At 34.4% G+C, this 20,270-nt stretch carries 14 protein-coding genes; 6 read left to right on the top strand and 8 right to left on the bottom strand.

What is annotated here, in order from left to right; all coding sequences use genetic code 11:
• Positions 1–88 precede the first annotated feature (88 nt).
• Positions 89–964, top strand: a complete 876-nt coding sequence (locus tag ACNQGD_RS02530; RefSeq protein ID WP_417998179.1) for an NAD(P)-dependent oxidoreductase — start codon at positions 89–91, stop codon at positions 962–964.
• A gap of 110 nt (positions 965–1,074) precedes the next feature.
• On the opposite strand, the gene ACNQGD_RS02525 is transcribed toward ACNQGD_RS02530, so the two are convergent.
• On the bottom strand, positions 1,075–1,302 hold the full coding sequence (locus ACNQGD_RS02525) for a CDGSH iron-sulfur domain-containing protein (RefSeq protein ID WP_417998178.1): 228 nt from the start codon (positions 1,300–1,302) through the stop codon (positions 1,075–1,077).
• 494 nt (positions 1,303–1,796) lie between these two features.
• Between ACNQGD_RS02525 and ACNQGD_RS02520 the strand changes: the two genes are divergently transcribed.
• Together ACNQGD_RS02520 and ACNQGD_RS02515 are read left to right on the top strand one after the other, a co-directional pair.
• Entirely contained in the window at positions 1,797–2,849 is a 1,053-nt protein-coding gene (locus tag ACNQGD_RS02520; protein ID WP_417998177.1) for a glycosyltransferase family 9 protein, read from the top strand.
• Positions 2,850–2,903: 54 nt separating this feature from the next.
• Positions 2,904–3,362 carry a VOC family protein gene (locus ACNQGD_RS02515; protein ID WP_417998176.1) on the top strand — a complete coding sequence of 153 codons (459 nt, stop codon included), beginning with the start codon at positions 2,904–2,906 and terminating at the stop codon, positions 3,360–3,362.
• 79 nt (positions 3,363–3,441) lie between these two features.
• On the opposite strand, the gene ACNQGD_RS02510 is transcribed toward ACNQGD_RS02515, so the two are convergent.
• A complete protein-coding gene (locus ACNQGD_RS02510; RefSeq protein ID WP_417998175.1) occupies positions 3,442–4,941 on the bottom strand; it encodes a LysM peptidoglycan-binding domain-containing protein in 1,500 nt (499 codons plus the stop codon).
• A 478-nt stretch (positions 4,942–5,419) separates the two neighbouring features.
• Between ACNQGD_RS02510 and ACNQGD_RS02505 the strand changes: the two genes are divergently transcribed.
• Positions 5,420–5,590, top strand: coding sequence for a hypothetical protein (locus tag ACNQGD_RS02505; RefSeq protein WP_417997861.1), 171 nt, complete (start codon positions 5,420–5,422; stop codon positions 5,588–5,590).
• A gap of 71 nt (positions 5,591–5,661) precedes the next feature.
• Here the strand turns inward: ACNQGD_RS02505 and ACNQGD_RS02500 are convergent, their stop codons facing one another.
• The 3 genes from ACNQGD_RS02500 to ACNQGD_RS02490 form a co-directional block, all read right to left on the bottom strand.
• Positions 5,662–7,929 (bottom strand): aconitate hydratase, encoded by a 2,268-nt coding sequence (locus ACNQGD_RS02500; RefSeq protein WP_417992586.1) that lies wholly within the window; start codon positions 7,927–7,929, stop codon positions 5,662–5,664.
• Between the two features lie 275 nt (positions 7,930–8,204).
• Positions 8,205–9,158 carry an AAA family ATPase gene (locus ACNQGD_RS02495; RefSeq protein ID WP_417997670.1) on the bottom strand — a complete coding sequence of 318 codons (954 nt, stop codon included), beginning with the start codon at positions 9,156–9,158 and terminating at the stop codon, positions 8,205–8,207.
• Between the two features lie 118 nt (positions 9,159–9,276).
• Positions 9,277–10,707, bottom strand: coding sequence for a peptidylprolyl isomerase (locus ACNQGD_RS02490; RefSeq protein ID WP_417998174.1), 1,431 nt, complete (start codon positions 10,705–10,707; stop codon positions 9,277–9,279).
• Between the two features lie 736 nt (positions 10,708–11,443).
• Here ACNQGD_RS02490 and ACNQGD_RS02485 point away from each other — a divergent pair.
• Both ACNQGD_RS02485 and ACNQGD_RS02480 read left to right on the top strand, forming a co-directional pair.
• Positions 11,444–12,886, top strand: coding sequence for an alpha-amylase (locus ACNQGD_RS02485; RefSeq protein ID WP_417998173.1), 1,443 nt, complete (start codon positions 11,444–11,446; stop codon positions 12,884–12,886).
• A gap of 187 nt (positions 12,887–13,073) precedes the next feature.
• On the top strand, positions 13,074–14,663 hold the full coding sequence (locus ACNQGD_RS02480; RefSeq protein ID WP_417998267.1) for a peptide chain release factor 3: 1,590 nt from the start codon (positions 13,074–13,076) through the stop codon (positions 14,661–14,663).
• Positions 14,664–14,748: 85 nt separating this feature from the next.
• Here ACNQGD_RS02480 and ACNQGD_RS02475 read toward each other — a convergent pair whose 3' ends face one another.
• The 3 genes from ACNQGD_RS02475 to rpoC all read right to left on the bottom strand — a co-directional run bounded on the left by ACNQGD_RS02475 (position 14,749) and on the right by rpoC (position 20,086).
• Positions 14,749–15,108 carry a hypothetical protein gene (locus tag ACNQGD_RS02475; protein WP_417998172.1) on the bottom strand — a complete coding sequence of 120 codons (360 nt, stop codon included), beginning with the start codon at positions 15,106–15,108 and terminating at the stop codon, positions 14,749–14,751.
• Between the two features lie 349 nt (positions 15,109–15,457).
• Positions 15,458–15,769, bottom strand: a complete 312-nt coding sequence (locus ACNQGD_RS02470; RefSeq protein WP_417992581.1) for a DUF3467 domain-containing protein — start codon at positions 15,767–15,769, stop codon at positions 15,458–15,460.
• 3 nt (positions 15,770–15,772) lie between these two features.
• Positions 15,773–20,086 carry a DNA-directed RNA polymerase subunit beta' gene (rpoC, locus tag ACNQGD_RS02465; protein WP_417992580.1) on the bottom strand — a complete coding sequence of 1,438 codons (4,314 nt, stop codon included), beginning with the start codon at positions 20,084–20,086 and terminating at the stop codon, positions 15,773–15,775.
• Between the last annotated feature and the right edge of the window lie 184 nt (positions 20,087–20,270).

Below are 20,270 nucleotides of genomic sequence, written 5' to 3'. Positions count from 1 at the left end.
AAATTAAACGTACTTTAGTGTCGTTTTCCTGATGTTAGTATAGCTTTTAACACCAAAACAGGAAACGTATCATTTAGCACTAAAAACTATGAATACATTAAAATTAGGATGGACAGGCCTTGGCAACATGGGAAATCCAATGGTTATGAACCTACTCAAAGCAGGTTTTGAAGTGTCGGTTTTCAATCGCACTAAAGATAAAGAAGCGCCATTACTAGCTGCAGGAGCAAAATCAGCAAGCAGTTTACACGAATTAATGGAAACTTGTGACGTCGTTTTGACGATGTTATCCAATGACGCAGCTGTCAAAGAAGTTTTTGAAGGACAAACGGGTTTATTGTCTAAAACCAATCCTGGCAAAACCATCATCAATATGAGTACGGTTGCTCCAGAAACCTCGCGTTATTTAAACACCATTTGTAACCAACATCAAATACATTTTATAGATGCTCCCGTTTCTGGAAGTGTAAAGCCAGCACAAGACGGAACTTTGGTTATTCTTGTGGGCGCTTCGAATAAAGATTACGAAGTAGCCAAACCCATATTTGACGTTTTGGGTAAAATTGCGATTCATGTAGGAGAACCTGGCGTGGCAAGTTCGGCAAAATTAGCCATCAATTACCTATTAGGATTGAATCTTCAAGGAATAGCTGAAACAGTTTTATTTGCCGAGAAGAATGGTGTAAGCAAGGAAGATATGCTTAACATCATCAATCAAGGCGCTTGCGGCAACGGAATTACGAATATCAAAACACCTTCTATTCTGAACGATTCTTATCCGGCAGCATTTGCGTTAAAACATTTGGTCAAAGATTTAAGACTGGCCAAAGAGGCCGGACTTGATTCCCCGCTGATTCATCCTTTGTATGACAGTTATGCCGCTGCAGAACAAGAAGGACTGGGCGATCAAGATGTTATGGCGATTATCAGCAGTTTAAAGAGCATTGAGATCAATTTTCAGTAAAAGCACTTGATTTATCTCCTAATAAAATTTTATAAAAACGCGTATAAAACAAGAAAAGCTAAACCCATAAAGATTTAGCTTTTCTTGTTTAATCGAAACAGAAAATGATATTACTTCGTTTTTACTGGTGGCAAGTCAAATGCGGATGATTCATGCTCAAAACCATTGCGGTGGGAACCATCACAAAAAGGTTTGTTTACTGACAATCCACAACGGCAAAGTCCCAAAGCCGTTCTTCCCTCCAATCCGTATGTTTTTCCTTCACAGTCTGTTATTTCAAAATCGCCTTCTATTTTTATAGAACCATTGCGGTTGATTGTTAGTTTTGTCTTGCTCATAATGCTGTTTAATTTTTTAGAGTTCAAAGATTGCAAAATATTTCAGGACCTTTCTGCATTGCTGTGCTTTTTTATGATTCCAAAACGTAATTTACATTAATTCTATTTTATGCTACACGTAAATTCGGTGCAATTGCAAGCAACCGAAAGAAATTAGAAATTGGAAATTTTTGAATATCTCAAGATTTGGCACAATCAAAAAAGAGGACATTCTGCATTGAATTATCAAACTATTGAAGAACTAAACAATCAAATTACTTGCAAAAATGTAGCTTAATTTTATGTGCCATTTTTATTTGCATATCCAATCCTTAAGAATAAAGTATAATATAAGGAGCTACAAATATTATTAGCTTCTATATTGTATATTTGCCCGTTAGGTAACCCGTTTTGGGTGGTGTTATTTATTTTATGTTCTGTGAAAAAGGATAAAAACAGACCTTTTCAATTTTATATTTAAAAATGATTTCAATACTATATAATATTTTAAAAGCATGAGTATCTTAAAAAAAGTAAATGTATTCCGAAGAATTGTAACGCATAACCTAACTAAAAATATTGGGAATTCACAAAAGAATCAAATAATCGATTTATCTCAAAAAATCGAAATCAAAAGGGTTTTAATTTCCAGACCCAATCATAGACTGGGAAATTTGTTGCTCATTACACCACTGGTTCAAGATGTAATAGCTACTTTTCCTGATTGCAAGATTGATTTATTTGTAAAGGGCGGTTTGGCACCAATTGTTTTTCAAAACTACGAAAACATTAATTACATCATTGAACTTCCCAAAAAACCCTTTAAACACCTAATCGCTTATTTTCAGGTCTGGATAAAGATCAAAAAGCAGCACTATGACATCGTTATAAATGTTGATAAAAATTCTTCATCTGGACGATTATCGGCTCAGTTTGCAAATGCAAAATATAAGTTCTTCGGAGAAATAGACAACACAATCCAATTACAGCACACCGATTACGAGCACATTGCAAAGTATCCGGTGTATGAATTTAGGAGTTTTTTAACCAAATTAGGATTTCACGAAAAAGCAGACCCAGTTCCATCATTAGACCTTAAGTTAAGCCTTGCTGAACTTGCCGAAGGCAAAAAAACAGTTGACAAAATAGTTCCTGATAATAAAAAAACTATTTCTATTTTCACTTATGCAACGGATGACAAATGCTATTCAGAAACTTGGTGGGAGGATTTCTATGAGCAATTAAAAACAACATTCGAAGACTACAATATTATAGAGGTTTTACCAGTTGAAAACATTTCACAAATAGGATTTAAAGCACCTACTTTTTATAGCAAAGACATTCGGGAGATTGGTTCAGTAATTGCCAATACTGAAATTTTCATTGGTGCAGATAGTGGAATTATGCATTTAGCCAGTTCTGCATTAACACCAACAGCAGGACTATTTTCGCGTCCGAATATAAACACATACAAGCCTTACAACAACAATAGTGTCGCCATAAATACTAATATTGGCAACAAAGAAGATTGGATTAAAATAATAAACAGCATTCTTCGTGAAAATTAATTTTAAATATAAAACGAAAAATACTATTTTAGTAAAATGAAAATCAAATTACCCATGAAAAAAATAACCACATTCCTAATTGCATTTGTATTCACTGGAACACTTTGCGCCCAGAATACCAACTCCTTTGCTTTGAAGTTGGATCACATGGCACTTTCCGTAAAAGACTTGGATCGTTCCGTTGATTTCTATACTAACGTTTTGAAGCTTTCTGAAATTACTAATCTGACAAGAAAGGAAGGCATTCGTTGGGTCTCCTTGGGTGATGGAAAAGAATTACACTTAGTTTCCACTATTAAAGGACCTGTTACAATAAACAAAGCGGTACATCTTGCGTTTAAATCAGCTAATTTTGATGCGCTGATTCAAGCACTTAAAGCGTTACACATTACGTACTCTGACTGGCCGGGAAAACTGGATACTATAACTGTTAGAGCAGACGGAATCAAACAAATATACATACAGGATCCGGATGGCTATTGGATTGAAATAAATAGTGCGGAACAACACTAAACCGTAAAACTAATAAAAACAGAAACTCCTCAGTTGCCTGAGGAGTTTCTGTTTTTATTCCTTAATTATCGAATTACAATTACTGCAAAACTCGATTTATTTGGGTAAAGTTTCTTTCATAATATTTTTCTCTAGTAGAGGAAATAATAACCCCATTACTCACTGAAGCGTGAATGAATTTTATTTCTCCTTCACAAACTTCTACCACCATCCCTACATGATTAATTTGGCTTCTACCGTTTGTTTTAAAGAAAATTAAATCTCCTTTTTGAGCTTCTTCAGTATTTATTTTTGTCCCAATACCCGATTGTGCTCTTGATGTTCTTGGCAACTTTATGTCAAATGCACCAAAAGTAGTACACATCAAACCAGAACAGTCAAATCCTGCTTTTGAAGTTCCTCCAGTGCGGTATCTGGTTCCTATGTTTTCTGAAGCGCGTTCGATCAATTGATCTAGAAAATCATGACTAAAAGTGGGCTTCAATGCATTGTTAAAATCAATTTTAGCATTTTCAATAATAGTAGCATCATCGTTATCAGCGCTAACTACAACATTATTTTCTACAGGTACAGTATTCACCCGTATGTTTAATTTATTTCCTACGCGAAGTCGGTTTTTAATTTCTGGATTTTGTTTTTCTAATTCTTGAACCGTAATTCCATATTGTTTAGCAATACCATATTTAGTTTCTTTATGCAACACTTCGCGAACAATATTCCCTGTAGTTAAGCCTATTGCTTCACTTGGTTGAGAAACAGCTGTAACTTCTGATTTAGGTAAATCTATTTTTGGATTAGAAACTACTGTTTCTTCAGTTTTGGATGTATTTGTAACAGATTCTGAATTAACGATAGCTTCAGCAGTTGATAATTCTTTGTTTTGTTGTGGTATAATTGCTAGCTCAGTCACTGGTATTCCATTTCCTGGGATCGTTATTTTTTGGCCTACTCTGAGTGCTTTGGCTCCTAAAGCGGGATTGGCTTTGTCTAATTCTTTAACCGTAATTCCGTATTTTCTTGCGATAGAATATTTTGATTCTTTTGGCAGCACTTCTATCGTGGTTAGTTCCGTAATTGATTTTTTAGTTTCTATTGCTGGGGAAGTCCCTACTAATTCTGGTTTTTGAGAAACCTTTTTGGTTGGCGTAACAACAGCTACTTCAGTTGAAGATGGGTTTGCTGGGACTATAATTTTTTGACCTATTTTTAATCCTGTAGATTCTAATGTAGGATTGAGTTCGTTTAATTCCTTTAGAGAGATTCCGTATTGTTTTGCAATTCCATAAAGGGTTTCTTTGGTAAGTACTTCATGCTCTTTTGCGGAGAAATTTGTTGCAACCTTAGATTTAGCATTTGTTTTTTTTGTGGCTGCTACAGGAATTAGTAAAATGGAATTCAGTTTTAAGAGATTTTTTGCGTTTGGATTTAGTTTGAAAATAGCGCTTTGTTTCACGTCATATTTCTCAGCAATACTAGAAATTGTTTCTCCTTTTACTATGGTGTGTTTCCTGCTGTTTTCTTGAGAAAAAAGAACGATACTATTCAATAAAAACAATGTTACAATTAATCTTAAACTCATATTCATTTATTTCAAATTACTTACCCCATTTTATTCTACACAGCGATTTCGGGATATAATTATTAAATCTCGCTATGGTTTTCTTTTTTACTTTTCTATTAAAAAAAACATAAAAAAAATCCTTATCTCTTTCAAAAAAAGAGAGTCAAAATGTGTTCTTTTTAAATTCTAGTTGATTTTTTATTTCAATTGCTAAAGCCGCTGAAATAGTAACGCCGTACAAACCTATTGTATTGTTAGGCTGAAAATAAAAATTCTAAAGAAAGTTGATTAAAAACAATCAAAAAAGCTTCCTTGAAAAATTTAATTTTTCAAAAAGGCTAATATAAGAGATTTAATCAAAAAACACTTCCTTTTTTCAAATTTTAACGGTCAAAAAACAGAATTACGCCTTGTTTTTTGAATTTAGCTCTTATTTTAGACTTAAAGCGCTTTTCTTTTTCAAAAAAAATTTTGTCGCAAATCAATAAAACAGGAATTGAAATTCTGCTTTTTGATTTGTAGCCCTGATGAAAGTGGAAAGCCTTTTGAAGCGAAATTGCCTATTTTTCCTGAGAAAAAAGAGCGACTAAAAGAAGCTCCTTTTTTATCTTGGAAAAAAGCAATTGCGCAAAAAAGCTTGAAATGGTCAGCAGGAAACAGCTCCTGAAATAAATTAGAATGCATAAAAAAACTCCCAAGTTTCCTTGAGAGTTTTGAGTATAAAATATTTTAGTTTACTTATGCTTTTCCAGCAGCAGCAATCAAGTTTAATGCTGAACCAGCAACGAACCAACCAATTTGTCCTTGATTATAGGTATGGTTTGCCAAGATGATATCTTTGGTTCCATCAGCATGAACGAATTCTAGTGTTAATGGTTTTCCTGGAGCAAAATCAACTAAATCAGTGAAGTTGATGGTGTCATCTTCCTGTATTTTATCGTAATCAGCTTCAGTAGCAAATGTCAATCCTAAAAGACCTTGTTTTTTAAGGTTTGTTTCGTGGATACGCGCAAATGATTTTACCAATACTGCTTTTACACCTAAGAAACGAGGTTCCATAGCTGCATGCTCACGAGAAGATCCTTCTCCATAGTTATGATCTCCCACAACAATTGAAGCAACACCAGCTGCTTTATATGCACGCGCTACAGCAGGAACTGCATCGTATGTACCAGTCAATTGATTTTTAACTGTATTGGGTTTTTGGTTGTAAGCATTGATTGCCCCAATCAACATATTATTAGAAATATTATCTAAATGCCCACGGAAACGCAACCATGGTCCAGCCATAGAGATGTGATCTGTTGTACATTTTCCGAACGCTTTGATAAGCAATTTAGCACCTGTGATGTTTTTTCCATCCCAAGGTAAGAACGGAGCTAATAATTGTAGTCTTTCCGAAGTTTCGCTAACTGCGATTTGAACACCTGAACCATCTTCGGCTGGTGCTTGAAAACCTGGATCTTCAGCATCAAACCCTTTTGGAGGTAATTCGTTCCCGGTTGGAGCGTCTAATTTTACTTCTTCACCATTTTCATTGATTAAAGTATCAGTCAACGGATTGAAACCTAAATCCCCAGCAATAGCTAGAGCGGTTACTAATTCAGGGGAACCTACGAAAGCCAAAGTGTTTGGATTTCCATCGGCACGTTTGGAGAAGTTACGGTTGAAAGAGTGAACAATTGTATTGCGTTCTTCTTTTTCTGCACCTTCTCTATCCCACATTCCAATACATGGTCCGCAAGCATTTGCAAAAACAGTCGCTCCCATTTTATCAAAAATATCGATAAATCCGTCACGCTCTATAGTATAACGCACTACTTCAGAACCTGGAGTAATGGTAAATTGAGATTTTATTTTTAAATTTTTATCGGTAACTTGTTTCGCTAAAGAAGCTGCACGAGCGATATCTTCGTAAGAAGAGTTCGTACAAGAACCGATTAAACCTACTTCAATTTTCAAAGGCCAATTATTTTTGATTGCTTCCTCTTTCATTTTAGAAATTGGAGTAGCTAAATCCGGGGTATAAGGTCCATTTAAATGGGGCTCTAATTCGTCTAAGTTGATTTCAATTACTTGGTCAAAATACAACTCTGGATTAGCATAAACTTCAGCATCACCTGTTAAGTAAGGTGCAATTTTATCCGCTGCATCAGCAACATCCGCTCTATTCGTTGAACGTAAATAACGTCCCATTGACGCATCATATCCAAATGTAGAAGTAGTAGCACCAATTTCGGCACCCATATTACAGATAGTTCCTTTTCCAGTACAAGACATAGAAGTAGCACCTTCACCAAAATATTCAACGATAGCACCTGTTCCACCTTTTACAGTAAGAATTCCGGCTACTTTAAGAATAACGTCTTTTGGAGCTGTCCAACCGGAAAGTTTTCCAGTCAATTTTACTCCAATTAGTTTAGGAAATTTTAATTCCCAAGCCATTCCTGACATAACATCAACTGCATCAGCTCCACCAACACCTATAGCTACCATTCCTAAACCACCTGCATTTACAGTGTGAGAATCGGTACCAATCATCATTCCTCCTGGGAAAGCATAGTTTTCCAGAACTACTTGATGGATAATCCCTGCTCCTGGTTTCCAGAAACCGATTCCGTATTTATTAGATACTGAAGAAAGAAATTCAAATACTTCATTACTCTGTGTTTTTGCTCTGGCCAAATCGGTTACAGCATCAACTTTAGCTTGAATCAAGTGATCACAATGTACTGTTGTGGGAACAGCTACTTTAGATTTACCTGCATGCATGAATTGCAACAATGCCATTTGAGCGGTTGCATCTTGACAAGCAACTCTGTCTGGAGCAAAATCAACATAATCAGCACCTCTTGTAAAAGCGACAGATGGAGTTCCATCCCAAAGGTGATTGTACAAAATTTTCTCTGTCAAAGTAAGTGGGCGACCAACTATCTCACGTGCCTTATCAACACGAGTAGTCATGTTGTCGTACACTTTTTTAATCATTTCAATATCAAAAGCCATAGTATATAGGAATTGTTTGTTATATGTTATGCAAATTTAAGTATTAAAGATGAGAATTAAAAAGAATTTAATAAAAGTCGCCTTTTTAAAAATTATTATTGCAAAAAAAGAAACTACACTGCATTTAATTGACAAAATGACAGGTTTAAGCCCTAATATTAAACAATTCATAATTTAGAATCTATTTTTTGACAAAACCAAAATTTTACAATAAGAGGAAAGGTGCTATACTTCTTTTGAAACATAGCACCTTTAGAATTAAATGTGATAAAAAATTAAATCAGCTTTGAAATAATCATTTCTTCGGTAATTCCTTCGGCATCAGCTTTATAATTTTTTATAATTCTATGACGCAAAATTCCGGTAGCCACCGCTTTTACATCTTCAATATCTGGAGAAAATTTCCCATTGAAAGCAGCGTTGGCTTTGGCCGCCAAAATTAAATTTTGAGAAGCCCTAGGTCCCGCTCCCCAATCTAAATAATTTTTCACAAACTCGTTAGACAACGGATTATCTGGCCTTGTCTTGCTTACCAATGTCACTGCATATTCAATTACGTTATCAGCAACAGGAATTCTACGGATTAACTGCTGGAAATCAATTATTTCTTGAGCAGTAAACAAAGGATTTACAGTATTTTTTATATCAGAAGTAGTTTGTTTAACCACTTGAACTTCCTCTAAAAAAGAAGGATATTCCAGTTTTATGGCAAACATGAATCGGTCTAATTGCGCTTCTGGCAAAGGATACGTTCCTTCCTGCTCGATAGGGTTTTGAGTTGCCAAAACAAAATAAGGCAAATCTAATTTATAGTTTTCGCCCGCAATGGTAACAGAACGTTCCTGCATAGCTTCGAGCAAAGCAGCCTGAGTCTTTGGTGGCGTTCTGTTGATTTCGTCGGCCAGAACAATATTCGAAAAAATGGGCCCTTTTATAAATTTAAAATGACGATTTTCATCTAGAATTTCGCTCCCCAATATATCTGACGGCATCAAATCCGGTGTGAACTGAATTCTTTTGAAATCAAGCCCTAAAGCTTGCGCCAGCGTATTTACCATCAATGTTTTGGCCAGTCCAGGAACTCCTACCAATAATGCATGACCTCCAGAAAATATACAAAGCAAAATTTGATCTACCACATCATTTTGGCCTACAATGATTTTTGCTATCTCCGCTTTTAGCTCATTCCTTTTTTGAACCAAGTTATGTATTGCTGCTACGTCTGACATGTATTACGTTTTTAAAATTAAAAAGAGTTAGCGCTATGAAATCATAAAACTAACTCTTTTGATTTATTTATTGAAAAATTTTCATCCCTAATTCTAATCTGGTAAAGCAATAAGGAAACTATTTTTTAAGCCAATTGTTTGTAAAATCACAATCTCTGTATTCTCCAATGATTTTAATGTATGTTTCTTTAATCTTTTCATCAAACCATTTTCCTATAGTAGTAATTTGTTTGCTTTTTAGAGCCAAGTCTTTAATCTTGATGTAATCCTTAGCATAATCTGCCGCATGCTCATCAATTCTATTCGTAACGGTAATTAGTTTGAATGTTTTCTTTCCTTCTTCGCCTTGTTCTAATATTGGTGCAGAAACTTCGCCCTCTTTTAAATTAGAAACTTGAGTATAAAAGCTAGGATCCATTTTTGTCAACTCAAAACGAGTATCTTGTGTTTTTGGATTAATTAAAGCGCCACCATTAGCTCTGGTTTCTTTTTCATCAGATAATGTTCTGGCAGCATCTGCAAAAGTGATTTCTTTATCTTCGATTCTTTTTCTAATCAAAGTAACTTTCTCTTTGGCTTCATTCAAAGCCTCTTCAGTTACTGTTGGTGTCAATAATATATGACGCAATTCTATTTCTTGTCCTTTGATTTTTTCTACATAAATAATATGATACCCAAAATCTGTTTGAAAAGGAGCAGAAATTTCTCCTTCAGCAAGGCTAAAAGCAACCTCTTTAAACTCTTTTACAAATGGAGTTTTACGAGTCATTTTATAAAAACCGCCATTAGATCTTGAACCTGGATCTTGGGAATACAAGACCGCTTTAGTAGAAAAACTAGAACCTTCTTCTATTTCTTTTTTGAACCCATTCAGTCTATCAATTACTTTTTGTTTATCAGCATCCGAAACTTTAGGAGTAATCACAATTTGCGCTACTTCTAATTCTACTCCAAAAAAAGGAAGATCTGCGGTAGGTATTGTTTTAAAATAATTACGGACTTCTTCAGGAGTGATTTCTACACCATCAACAATTTTCTTTTGCATTTCTGAACTCAATTTCCCTTCCTTCAAAATATCAGAGAAGTAAGTTCTAAATTCTTCTTCAGAATCTTTTTTATAATATTTCACTACTTTCTCTAAAGATCCTATTTGTTCAATCATATAGTTCAATCGATCTTCCATCATACCTTTCACTTCAGCATCTGTCACTACGATACTATCTTGAATTGCTTGGTGAGCATATAATTTATCTTCCAATAATTTCCCCAACATTTGGCATCTTGTAATGTCTTTTACAGAACCTCCTCCAGCAGAAATCTCAAGATACGACTTGTCAATATCTGAATCTAATATAATGTAGTCTCCTACAGTGGCAATGACACCGTCAATTTTTTGCTTACCCGTAGATTGAATTTTTTTAACTGGACTAATGACACTATCCTTAATAATTTCTTGAGCATTTGCTACCACAGTGGAAAAAAGCAAAACAAAAAAAGTAAATGCAATTCTATTATTAATGGATCTCATTTTTATTTTATTTATTGGCATTATTATAATTTGTATTAATTGTAAAAACATCCTCATTCAATTGTCTCTAAACCTATTTATAAAGGCCCTAATAATTTTGGCAAATATACACTTTAAGAATCAGAAGCGAATTGAATTTATATTACAATTTCTTACTATTCTTAAAATTTAAAACGAACAAAAATAACAATTCAATTACATAATACAAGTTTCCTCTGTACTATTAACAAAAAATTATAAACGCATTTATTTATTGCGATATTTAGCTTCTAAATCATACAGAAACTGAACTTTAGAACTATAAAAATTAAAATCTTCATTGTAGATTCTTGAATCACAACAGTGTCATTTTATTTTCACTTTTCAAATACCTCGCTTTTGCAAAATATATTTCCTTTTTCTAATGTTTCCTTCGTTCCTAATGGAGTAATAACTGAATAAAAGTCTTTAAAATTCTCATTTTTAACACTCTATTGAGAAAGTTGTAAACACTACAACGTTTTCGTAAAGAATTAAAAAAAAATCTTGTGCTCATGGCGTAAGAAATTGCATAGATTAGCTAAAAGTGCTGTTTTATCAAAAAATTAAACATAAAAATAAATTTATACTAATTATTCAATTTATTTTTTTGATTTTAATAAAATACGTTTTAATACCTAACCTAAAAATAAGTAAAAATTAAATTTCTAGAAATCACATTGCTTTCTATTTTTCAATTATTTCCCAAAATCTATTACTTAACCTAATTTATTCATTTATGAAAAAACAAAATTTTAAAGCGTATCTGTTATCAGCCTTGTTAGTTGGTCTGTATTCCTGCAATTCGAATGACGATCTGGTAACAGATTCAGCTGCTGCAGCTTCACAATTCAAAGTAATCAACGTTACGCATCACGATGGACAGCCATTCAGTACCGGAAAATCAACTAATACAACAACTGGAAGGTACGTTGCAAACCCCGGCGGTGGCGTTATGATGCAAGCTTTCTATTGGGATGTTCCTGCCGGCGGAAACTGGTGGAATACGGTTAATGCCAAAATAACTGCTTGGTCAAATGCGGGTATTGGTTCCATCTGGCTTCCTCCAGTATCAAAAGCACAAAACGGGCCATTTTCTATGGGTTATGACCCTACAGATTACTTCGATTTTGGAAATTACAATCAAAATGGTACTGTGGAAACCAGATTTGGTTCCCGTACAGAATTAGAAAGTCTGATAACAAAAGTCCATGCCGAAAACATGCAAGTATATGCTGATATGGTATTAAACCACAATAGTGGCGGCCAATTAGAAAACAATCCTTTTACAGGAACACAAACCTATACTAACTTTACTGGTGTCGCTTCTGGCAAATTCCCTAGAACTAGCGCTGATTTTTACAAAAATTCATACGGAAACAACGATGAAGGTTCTTTTGGGGGCTTTCCTGACTTAGCTCATGTGGTACCAAATGTTCAAGACTGGCTTTGGAAAAGAGCAGATGGTGTAGGGAAATATTATAAAAATACGATGAAGTTTGATGGCTGGAGATTTGATTACGTGAAAGGTTTTGCTCCTTGGGTTGTCAAAGACTGGAATGCAAACGTTGGTGGCTTCTCCGTGGGTGAATTATGGGATTCTAACGTAAACATCCTTAACGATTGGGCTAACAATGCCAATAGTTCTGTTTTTGATTTTGCCTGTTATTATAAAATGAACGATGCATTTGATGGAAACAATTTAAATCTTTTGAATGATGACATGATGTGGAAAAGAAACCCGTATAAGGCGGTTACTTTCGTTTCCAATCATGACACGGATGAAATTTCGAAAAAAGAGTTAGCGTACGCATATATTTTAACTCACGAAGGATATCCTACTATTTTTTATAGAGATTATGAAGAATGGCTGAATAAAACTAAAATGGACAATCTTATTTGGATTCATAACAATAAAGGAACGGGAACCACTTCTATTTTATATACCGATACTGATGAGTATATCGCTCGAAGAAATGGCTATAACGGAAATCCTGGACTGGTTGTTTACCTTAACAACTCATCAACCTGGCAAGAAAGATGGATTCAAACCAACTGGGTCAATGCCCAAATTAAAGATTTTACTGGGAACTCGACTTGGTTACCAACAACACAAGCAGACAAATGGGTTAAAATTCAGTGTCCGCCAAATGGATATTCTGTCTGGTCAATCAACATGTAACACATAGATTTGATAAAGGCTGTCTGAAAAGGCAGTCTTTTTTTTATCAGCTGTTCAATATTCTCAACTCTGATTATGATTAAAATCACATGAATTGCCACTTCAAAACTCGCCTACTCCATTTAGAGTATACAATTTTTTTAATTGGCATTTATAAATAGTACTTTTGCAAACTATTTATACAAATATGGGCTTTTTAGAAGAAATACAACGCAGAAGAACTTTCGGGATTATCTCACATCCTGATGCCGGAAAAACAACACTTACTGAGAAACTCCTCCTTTTTGGTGGTGCGATTCAAGAAGCAGGTGCCGTAAAGAATAATAAAATTAAAAAAGGTGCTACCAGTGACTTTATGGAAATTGAACGTCAGAGAGGGATTTCGGTTTCTACTTCAGTTTTAGCATTCAATTATAAAGACAAAAAAATAAATATTCTCGATACCCCTGGACACAAGGATTTTGCCGAGGACACTTTTAGAACCTTAACTGCAGTTGACAGCGTTATTGTTGTAATTGACGTCGCCAAAGGTGTTGAGGAACAAACGGTAAAATTAGTAGCCGTTTGTAGAATGCGAAAAATTCCAATTATCGTATTCATCAATAAATTAGACCGAGAAGGAAAAGATGCTTTTGACTTGATGGATGAAGTGGAACAAAAATTGGGCTTAACCGTTACCCCATTAAGTTTCCCAATAGGAATGGGTTATGATTTTCAGGGAATTTATAATCTATGGGAACAAAATATCAACTTATTTAGTGGTGATAGCCGAAAAAATATCGAAGAAACAATTGCTTTCTCCGATGTTAAAAATCCAGAATTAGAGAAAATAATCGGCCAAAAACCAGCAGATCACTTACGTGAAGAACTAGAATTAATAGACGAAGTATATCCTAAATTTGATCGTCAGGATTATTTAGACGGAAAATTACAACCTGTCTTTTTCGGTTCTGCTTTAAATAATTTTGGAGTACGAGAATTATTAGACTGTTTTGTACAAATTGCTCCATCACCAAGACCAAAAGATTCAGAAACTCGATTAGTCGATCCAAAAGAAGAAAAAATGACTGGATTTGTTTTTAAAATCCATGCTAATATGGATCCAAAACACAGAGACCGTCTGGCCTTTATAAAAGTTGTTTCTGGAACTTTTGAAAGAAACAAACCGTATTATCACGTTCGCCAGAAGAAGAACTTAAAATTCTCGAGTCCAAATGCTTTTTTTGCCGAGAAGAAAGAAATTGTAGACATTTCATACCCTGGTGATATTGTTGGCTTGCACGATACCGGAAATTTCAAAATTGGAGATACGTTGACCGAAGGCGAAATCATGAGTTTCAAAGGAATTCCTAGCTTCTCTCCGGAGCATTTCAGATACATCAATAATGCTGATCCAATGAAGGCCAAACAGCTCGATAAAGGTATTGATCAGTTAATGGATGAAGGTGTTGCACAGTTATTCACTCTGGAAATGAACAACCGAAAAATCATCGGAACTGTAGGTGCACTTCAATATGAAGTTATTCAATACCGTTTGGAACATGAATATGGCGCTAAATGTACCTATGAAAATTTCCCGGTTCACAAAGCGTGTTGGGTGAAGCCAAATGATGTTAAAAGCGATGAGTTTAAAGAATTTAGAAGAATCAAACAGAAATTCTTGGCACATGATAAATACGGGCAACTGGTCTTTCTAGCTGATTCTGACTTTACTATTCAAATGACGGAAAATAAATACCCAAACGTTAAATTATATTTCACTTCAGAATTTGAATAAAAAAATCTTTTTAAAATAATTACAAAAAAAAACGCTAATTTAAAAATTAGCGTTTTTTTATATCCCATTTAAAATAAAACTCTACTTAAGCAATCATGCTGTCAGAATCTACGGCTTTCTTTAAAAAAGCTTTTATCAACAAACGATTTGGAGCAGAACCAGATGTTATAACTTTAATTTTTGTACTTGTACCTTCTTTAGAAATTGGACTATTTGGATCTTGTTTTGTACCCATAAACCACAATACGAAATTCATACTATTTGATGAAGAAACTGCTGAAACACTTTCTTTTTTTATGCTACTACTAACTTCAACAATATTACCATCAACTACATTTTGAGCAGATTGACCAAATACAGATACGTTTGATATTACTATAAAAACAAACATTATCAAGAGATTTGAAATCCCTTTTGTGTCCGCTTTTAAAGAAAAATATTTCATACAATTCGTTTTTTTTATGATGAATAGGATTTACTTACCTATCTCGAGAACGAAAGTATATCATTTATTTACCAGCAAAAAATATTTTCGATGAAGCGCCTTAATAATCGTTTAAAGCACAAACTTGTTATCAATGCACTGAATTTAATGGTTTCTTAATTCTAATTTATAAAATAAAAAGTATTGTTTGATTTTTTTAGAAATACGAAATTAAAGTAGAGATTGATGGAGGTATATTGAAGCGATCCTCAAGGCATCTTAAAATTAAAAAATGAATGGCTGATAATTCAGAGACTATAAAAAAATCTTTAAACAAAAAAAAGGCTCCATTTCTGGAGCCTTTAAAATATTATGCTTGTCCTGCTGGACCAAAATTAAGCGGTATTGGAGCTTGATCAGTGTCTTTTATTTCGCCATGAGCGACTTCAAAACGGTGAATGTTTTCTCCTATTGCTTTCAATAATCTTTTAGCATGTTGTGGTGTCAAGACAATTCTTGATTTCACCTTAGCTTTAGGAATACCGGGCATGATACTTACAAAATCTAAAACAAACTCTGATGAAGAGTGATTGATTATTGCCAAATTGGAATAAATTCCTTCAGCAATTTTTTCATCTAGCTCAATATTAATTTGCTCTTGTTGTTGATTAGAATTACTCATATTTTAATAAATATATTCTTCTTTGTTAGCCATCATATCGTTATAATCTTCTTTTGAACCTACAATTGTATGATCATATTCTCTCATACCTGTTCCGGCTGGGATTCTATGTCCTACAATTACATTCTCTTTCAATCCTTCTAAGTAATCGATTTTACCTGCAACAGCAGCTTCGTTCAATACTTTAGTAGTTTCTTGGAAAGAGGCAGCAGAAATGAACGATTTAGTTTGAAGCGATGCTCTTGTAATACCTTGTAAAACTGGTGTTGCAGTTGCAGTAACAACATCACGAGCTACAACAAGATTTTTATCAGTACGTTTCAATAAAGAGTTTTCATCACGCAACTCACGAGGCGTAATAATTTGTCCTTCTTTTAAAGCACTAGAATCTCCAGCATCTTCAACTACTTTCATACCATATAATTTATCATTTTGAACGATAAAGTCTTTAGTGTGAATCAATTGATCTTCTAAGAATAAAGTATCACCTGGATCTTGTACTCTTACTTTACGCATCATTTGACGTATTACTACTTCAAAGTGTTTGTCATTGATTTTTACCCCTTGTAAACGGTATACTTCTTGAATTTCATTCACCAAATACTGTTGAACAGCTGCTGGTCCTTGGATTCTTAAAATATCATCCGGAGTAATTGCACCATCAGATAAAGGCACACCTGCTCTTACGAAGTCATTTTCTTGAACTAGAATTTGGCTTGATAATTTAACCAAGTATTTTCTAACGTCACCAAATTTAGATTCGATAACAATCTCACGGTTACCTCTTTTGATTTTCCCAAAAGAAACAACACCATCAATTTCAGAAACAACAGCTGGGTTTGAAGGATTACGAGCTTCTAACAACTCTGTAATTCTAGGTAAACCTCCTGTAATATCTCCTGATTTAGAAGAACGACGTGGAATTTTCACCAATACTTTACCTGCTTTAATTTTCTCCCCGTTTTCAACCATCAAGTGGGCTCCAACTGGTAAGTTATACGAACGAATCAATTCATTGTCTTTACCGTAAACCAATAAAGTTGGAATTAATTTTTTAGCTCTAGATTCAGAAATTACTTTTTCTTGGAAACCAGTTTGCTCATCAATTTCAACCATGAACGATTGACCTTGCTCTAAATCTTCGTAAGCAATTTTACCGGTAAACTCCGAAACGATAACTCCGTTATATGGATCCCATTTACAGATTACATCTCCTTTAGCAACAGATTGACCGTCTTTAACGAAAATACTAGAACCGTAAGGAATATTATTTGTACTCAATAAGATACCTGTTGTTTCGTCAATTAATTTCAATTCAGTAGAACGAGATACAACAATATCAACTGCATTACCTTCGCTATCTTCTCCTTTAACAGTTTTTAAATCTTCGATTTCAAGTTTACCATTAAATTTCGTAACGATGCTTGATTCTTCGGATATACCTCCCGCAACACCTCCAACGTGGAAGGTACGTAATGTCAACTGTGTACCAGGCTCTCCAATAGATTGTGCTGCAATTACACCAACTGCTTCACCTCTTTGTGTCATTTTACCAGTAGCTAAATTTCTACCGTAACATTTTGCACAAATACCTTTTAACGCTTCACAGGTTAATGGTGAACGCACTTCTACTTTCTCGATTGGAGAAGCGTCAATTGCTTTCATTATAACTTCAGTGATTTGTTGTCCAGCTTGAATTAAAACTTCATTATTTAAAGGATTAATTACGTCTTGTAAAACAACACGTCCTAAAATTCTTTCTCCTAAAGTTTCAACTATTTCCTCATTCTTTTTCAATGCTGATACTTCAACACCTCTAAGTGTACCACAATCTTCGATGTTAACAATAACATCTTGAGATACATCATGCAGTCTTCTTGTTAAATATCCTGCATCGGCAGTTTTCAATGCAGTATCCGCAAGACCTTTACGCGCACCGTGAGTAGAGATAAAGTACTCAAGGATAGACAGCCCTTCTTTAAAGTTAGAAAGAATTGGGTTTTCAATAATTTCACCACCACCAGCAGTAGATTTTTTTGGCTTAGCCATCAAACCACGCATACCGGTTAACTGACGAATTTGTTCTTTGGAACCCCTTGCTCCAGAATCAAGCATCATATACACTGAGTTGAAACCTTGTTGGTCTTCTCTAATGTTTTTCATTGCTAACTCTGTCAATTGAGCATTTGCTGAAGTCCATACATCAATAACTTGGTTGTAACGTTCGTTATTAGTAATAAGACCCATATTATAATTAACAGAAATACCTTGAACTTGTTCTCTGGCGTCTGCAATTAATTTAGGTTTTTGATCTGGAATTCTAATATCACCAAGAGAGAATGACAATCCACCTTTGAAGGCAAATTTGTAACCCATATCTTTCATATTATCTAAGAACGCTGCTGTTGTAGGTACATCAGTAGAGCTCAAAACGTGTCCGATAATATCTCTAAGGTTTTTCTTAGTCAATACATCATTGATATATCCAGCTGCTTCCGGTACTACTTCATTAAATAATACACGACCAGCAGTAGTTTTAATGATTTGGTAAACTAAGTCACCAGCTTCATTAAAATGTTTTGCTCTAATTTTCACAGAAGCATTCAATTCTAATCTACCTTCATTCAAAGCAATATTTACTTCTTCAGCAGAATAAAAAGTGATTCCTTCTCCTAAAATTTTAAGCTCAGGAGTCGATAAACGTTCTTTGGTCATATAGTATAGACCCAAAACCATATCCTGAGAAGGTACCGTGATTGGAGCACCATTTGCAGGATTCAGAATATTGTGAGAACCCAACATTAATAGTTGTGCTTCCAAAATAGCTTCTGGTCCTAATGGCAAGTGAACTGCCATTTGATCCCCATCAAAATCCGCATTAAATGCAGTACACACTAAAGGGTGCAATTGGATTGCTTTTCCTTCAATTAATTTTGGTTGGAATGCTTGGATACCTAATCTGTGCAAAGTAGGAGCACGATTCAGTAATATTGGGTGACCTTTGATTACATTTTCAAGGATATCCCAAACTACAGGCTCTTTCTTATCTATTATTTTCTTAGCTGATTTAACCGTTTTTACAATTCCTCTTTCTATCAATTTACGGATAACGAAAGGTTTGTATAATTCAGCTGCCATATCTTTAGGGATACCACATTCAGATAATTTCAATTCAGGTCCAACAACAATTACCGAACGAGCAGAATAATCCACACGTTTTCCAAGTAAATTTTGACGGAAACGTCCTTGTTTACCTTTAAGGGAATCAGATAATGATTTTAATGGTCTGTTTGACTCTGTTTTTACTGCAGATGCTTTACGAGTATTATCGAAAAGTGAATCTACAGATTCCTGCAACATACGTTTTTCGTTTCTTAAGATAACTTCTGGAGCTTTAATCTCCATTAATCTTTTCAAACGGTTGTTACGTATAATTACACGACGGTATAAGTCATTTAAATCTGAAGTTGCAAAACGACCTCCATCAAGTGGCACAAGCGGACGTAATTCTGGTGGAATAACGGGTACCACTTTCATGATCATCCATTCCGGACGGTTCTCACGGTTCAAGTTAGACTCACGGAAAGATTCAACAACTTGCAATCTTTTTAATGCTTCAGTTTTACGTTGTTTAGACGTTTCATTGTTAGCATTATGTCTCAATTGATAAGACAATTGATCTAAATCAATTCTTGCCAATAAATCCATAATACACTCTGCTCCCATTTTGGCAACAAATTTATTTGGATCAAAATCATCAAGGTACTGATTGTCAGCAGGAAGCGTATCTAAAATATTTAAATATTCTTCTTCTGTCAAAAAGTCTAATCTTTGTACAGATTCCCCTTCTGCATTTTTAGCAATACCTGCTTGGATTACTACGTATCTTTCGTAGTAAATTATCATATCTAATTTCTTAGATGGAAGACCAAGGATATAACCGATTTTGTTTGGAAGAGAACGGAAATACCAGATATGAGCAATTGGCACAACAAGATTGATGTGACCAACTCTGTCTCTACGTACTTTTTTCTCAGTAACTTCTACACCACAACGGTCACAGATAATTCCTTTGTAACGTATTCTTTTATACTTACCACAAGCACATTCAAAATCTTTTACTGGTCCAAAAATACGTTCACAGAAAAGACCATCACGCTCGGGTTTGTGCGTTCTATAGTTGATAGTTTCAGGTTTCAATACTTCACCTCTTGACTCTTTCAAGATCGATTCAGGAGAAGCAAGTCCTATGGAGATTTTATTAAACCTTTTTACAGGGTTTTTATCTTTATTGTTATTATTTCTATTATTCATCATAGTTTTTACTATTGATTTATTTGCAATTAAAAAATTAATTTTATTTTAGTCTTAAAGTCAAATGTCATAAAGTTTTAAAGCCACGGATGACTTTTGACTTTAGACTTTCAAACTTTTGACTTAAACACTACCTCGAATTACTTCTCTAAACTTCAATAAAAATTTTGAAGTGCTATTTATAAAA

Origin of the sequence: Flavobacterium glucosi (assembly GCF_048286535.1) — a bacterium.
In the GTDB taxonomy this organism is placed as follows: domain Bacteria; phylum Bacteroidota; class Bacteroidia; order Flavobacteriales; family Flavobacteriaceae; genus Flavobacterium.
The sequence above is the reverse complement of the archived record's forward strand: the minus strand, read 5'-3'. Positions and strand labels throughout refer to the sequence as shown.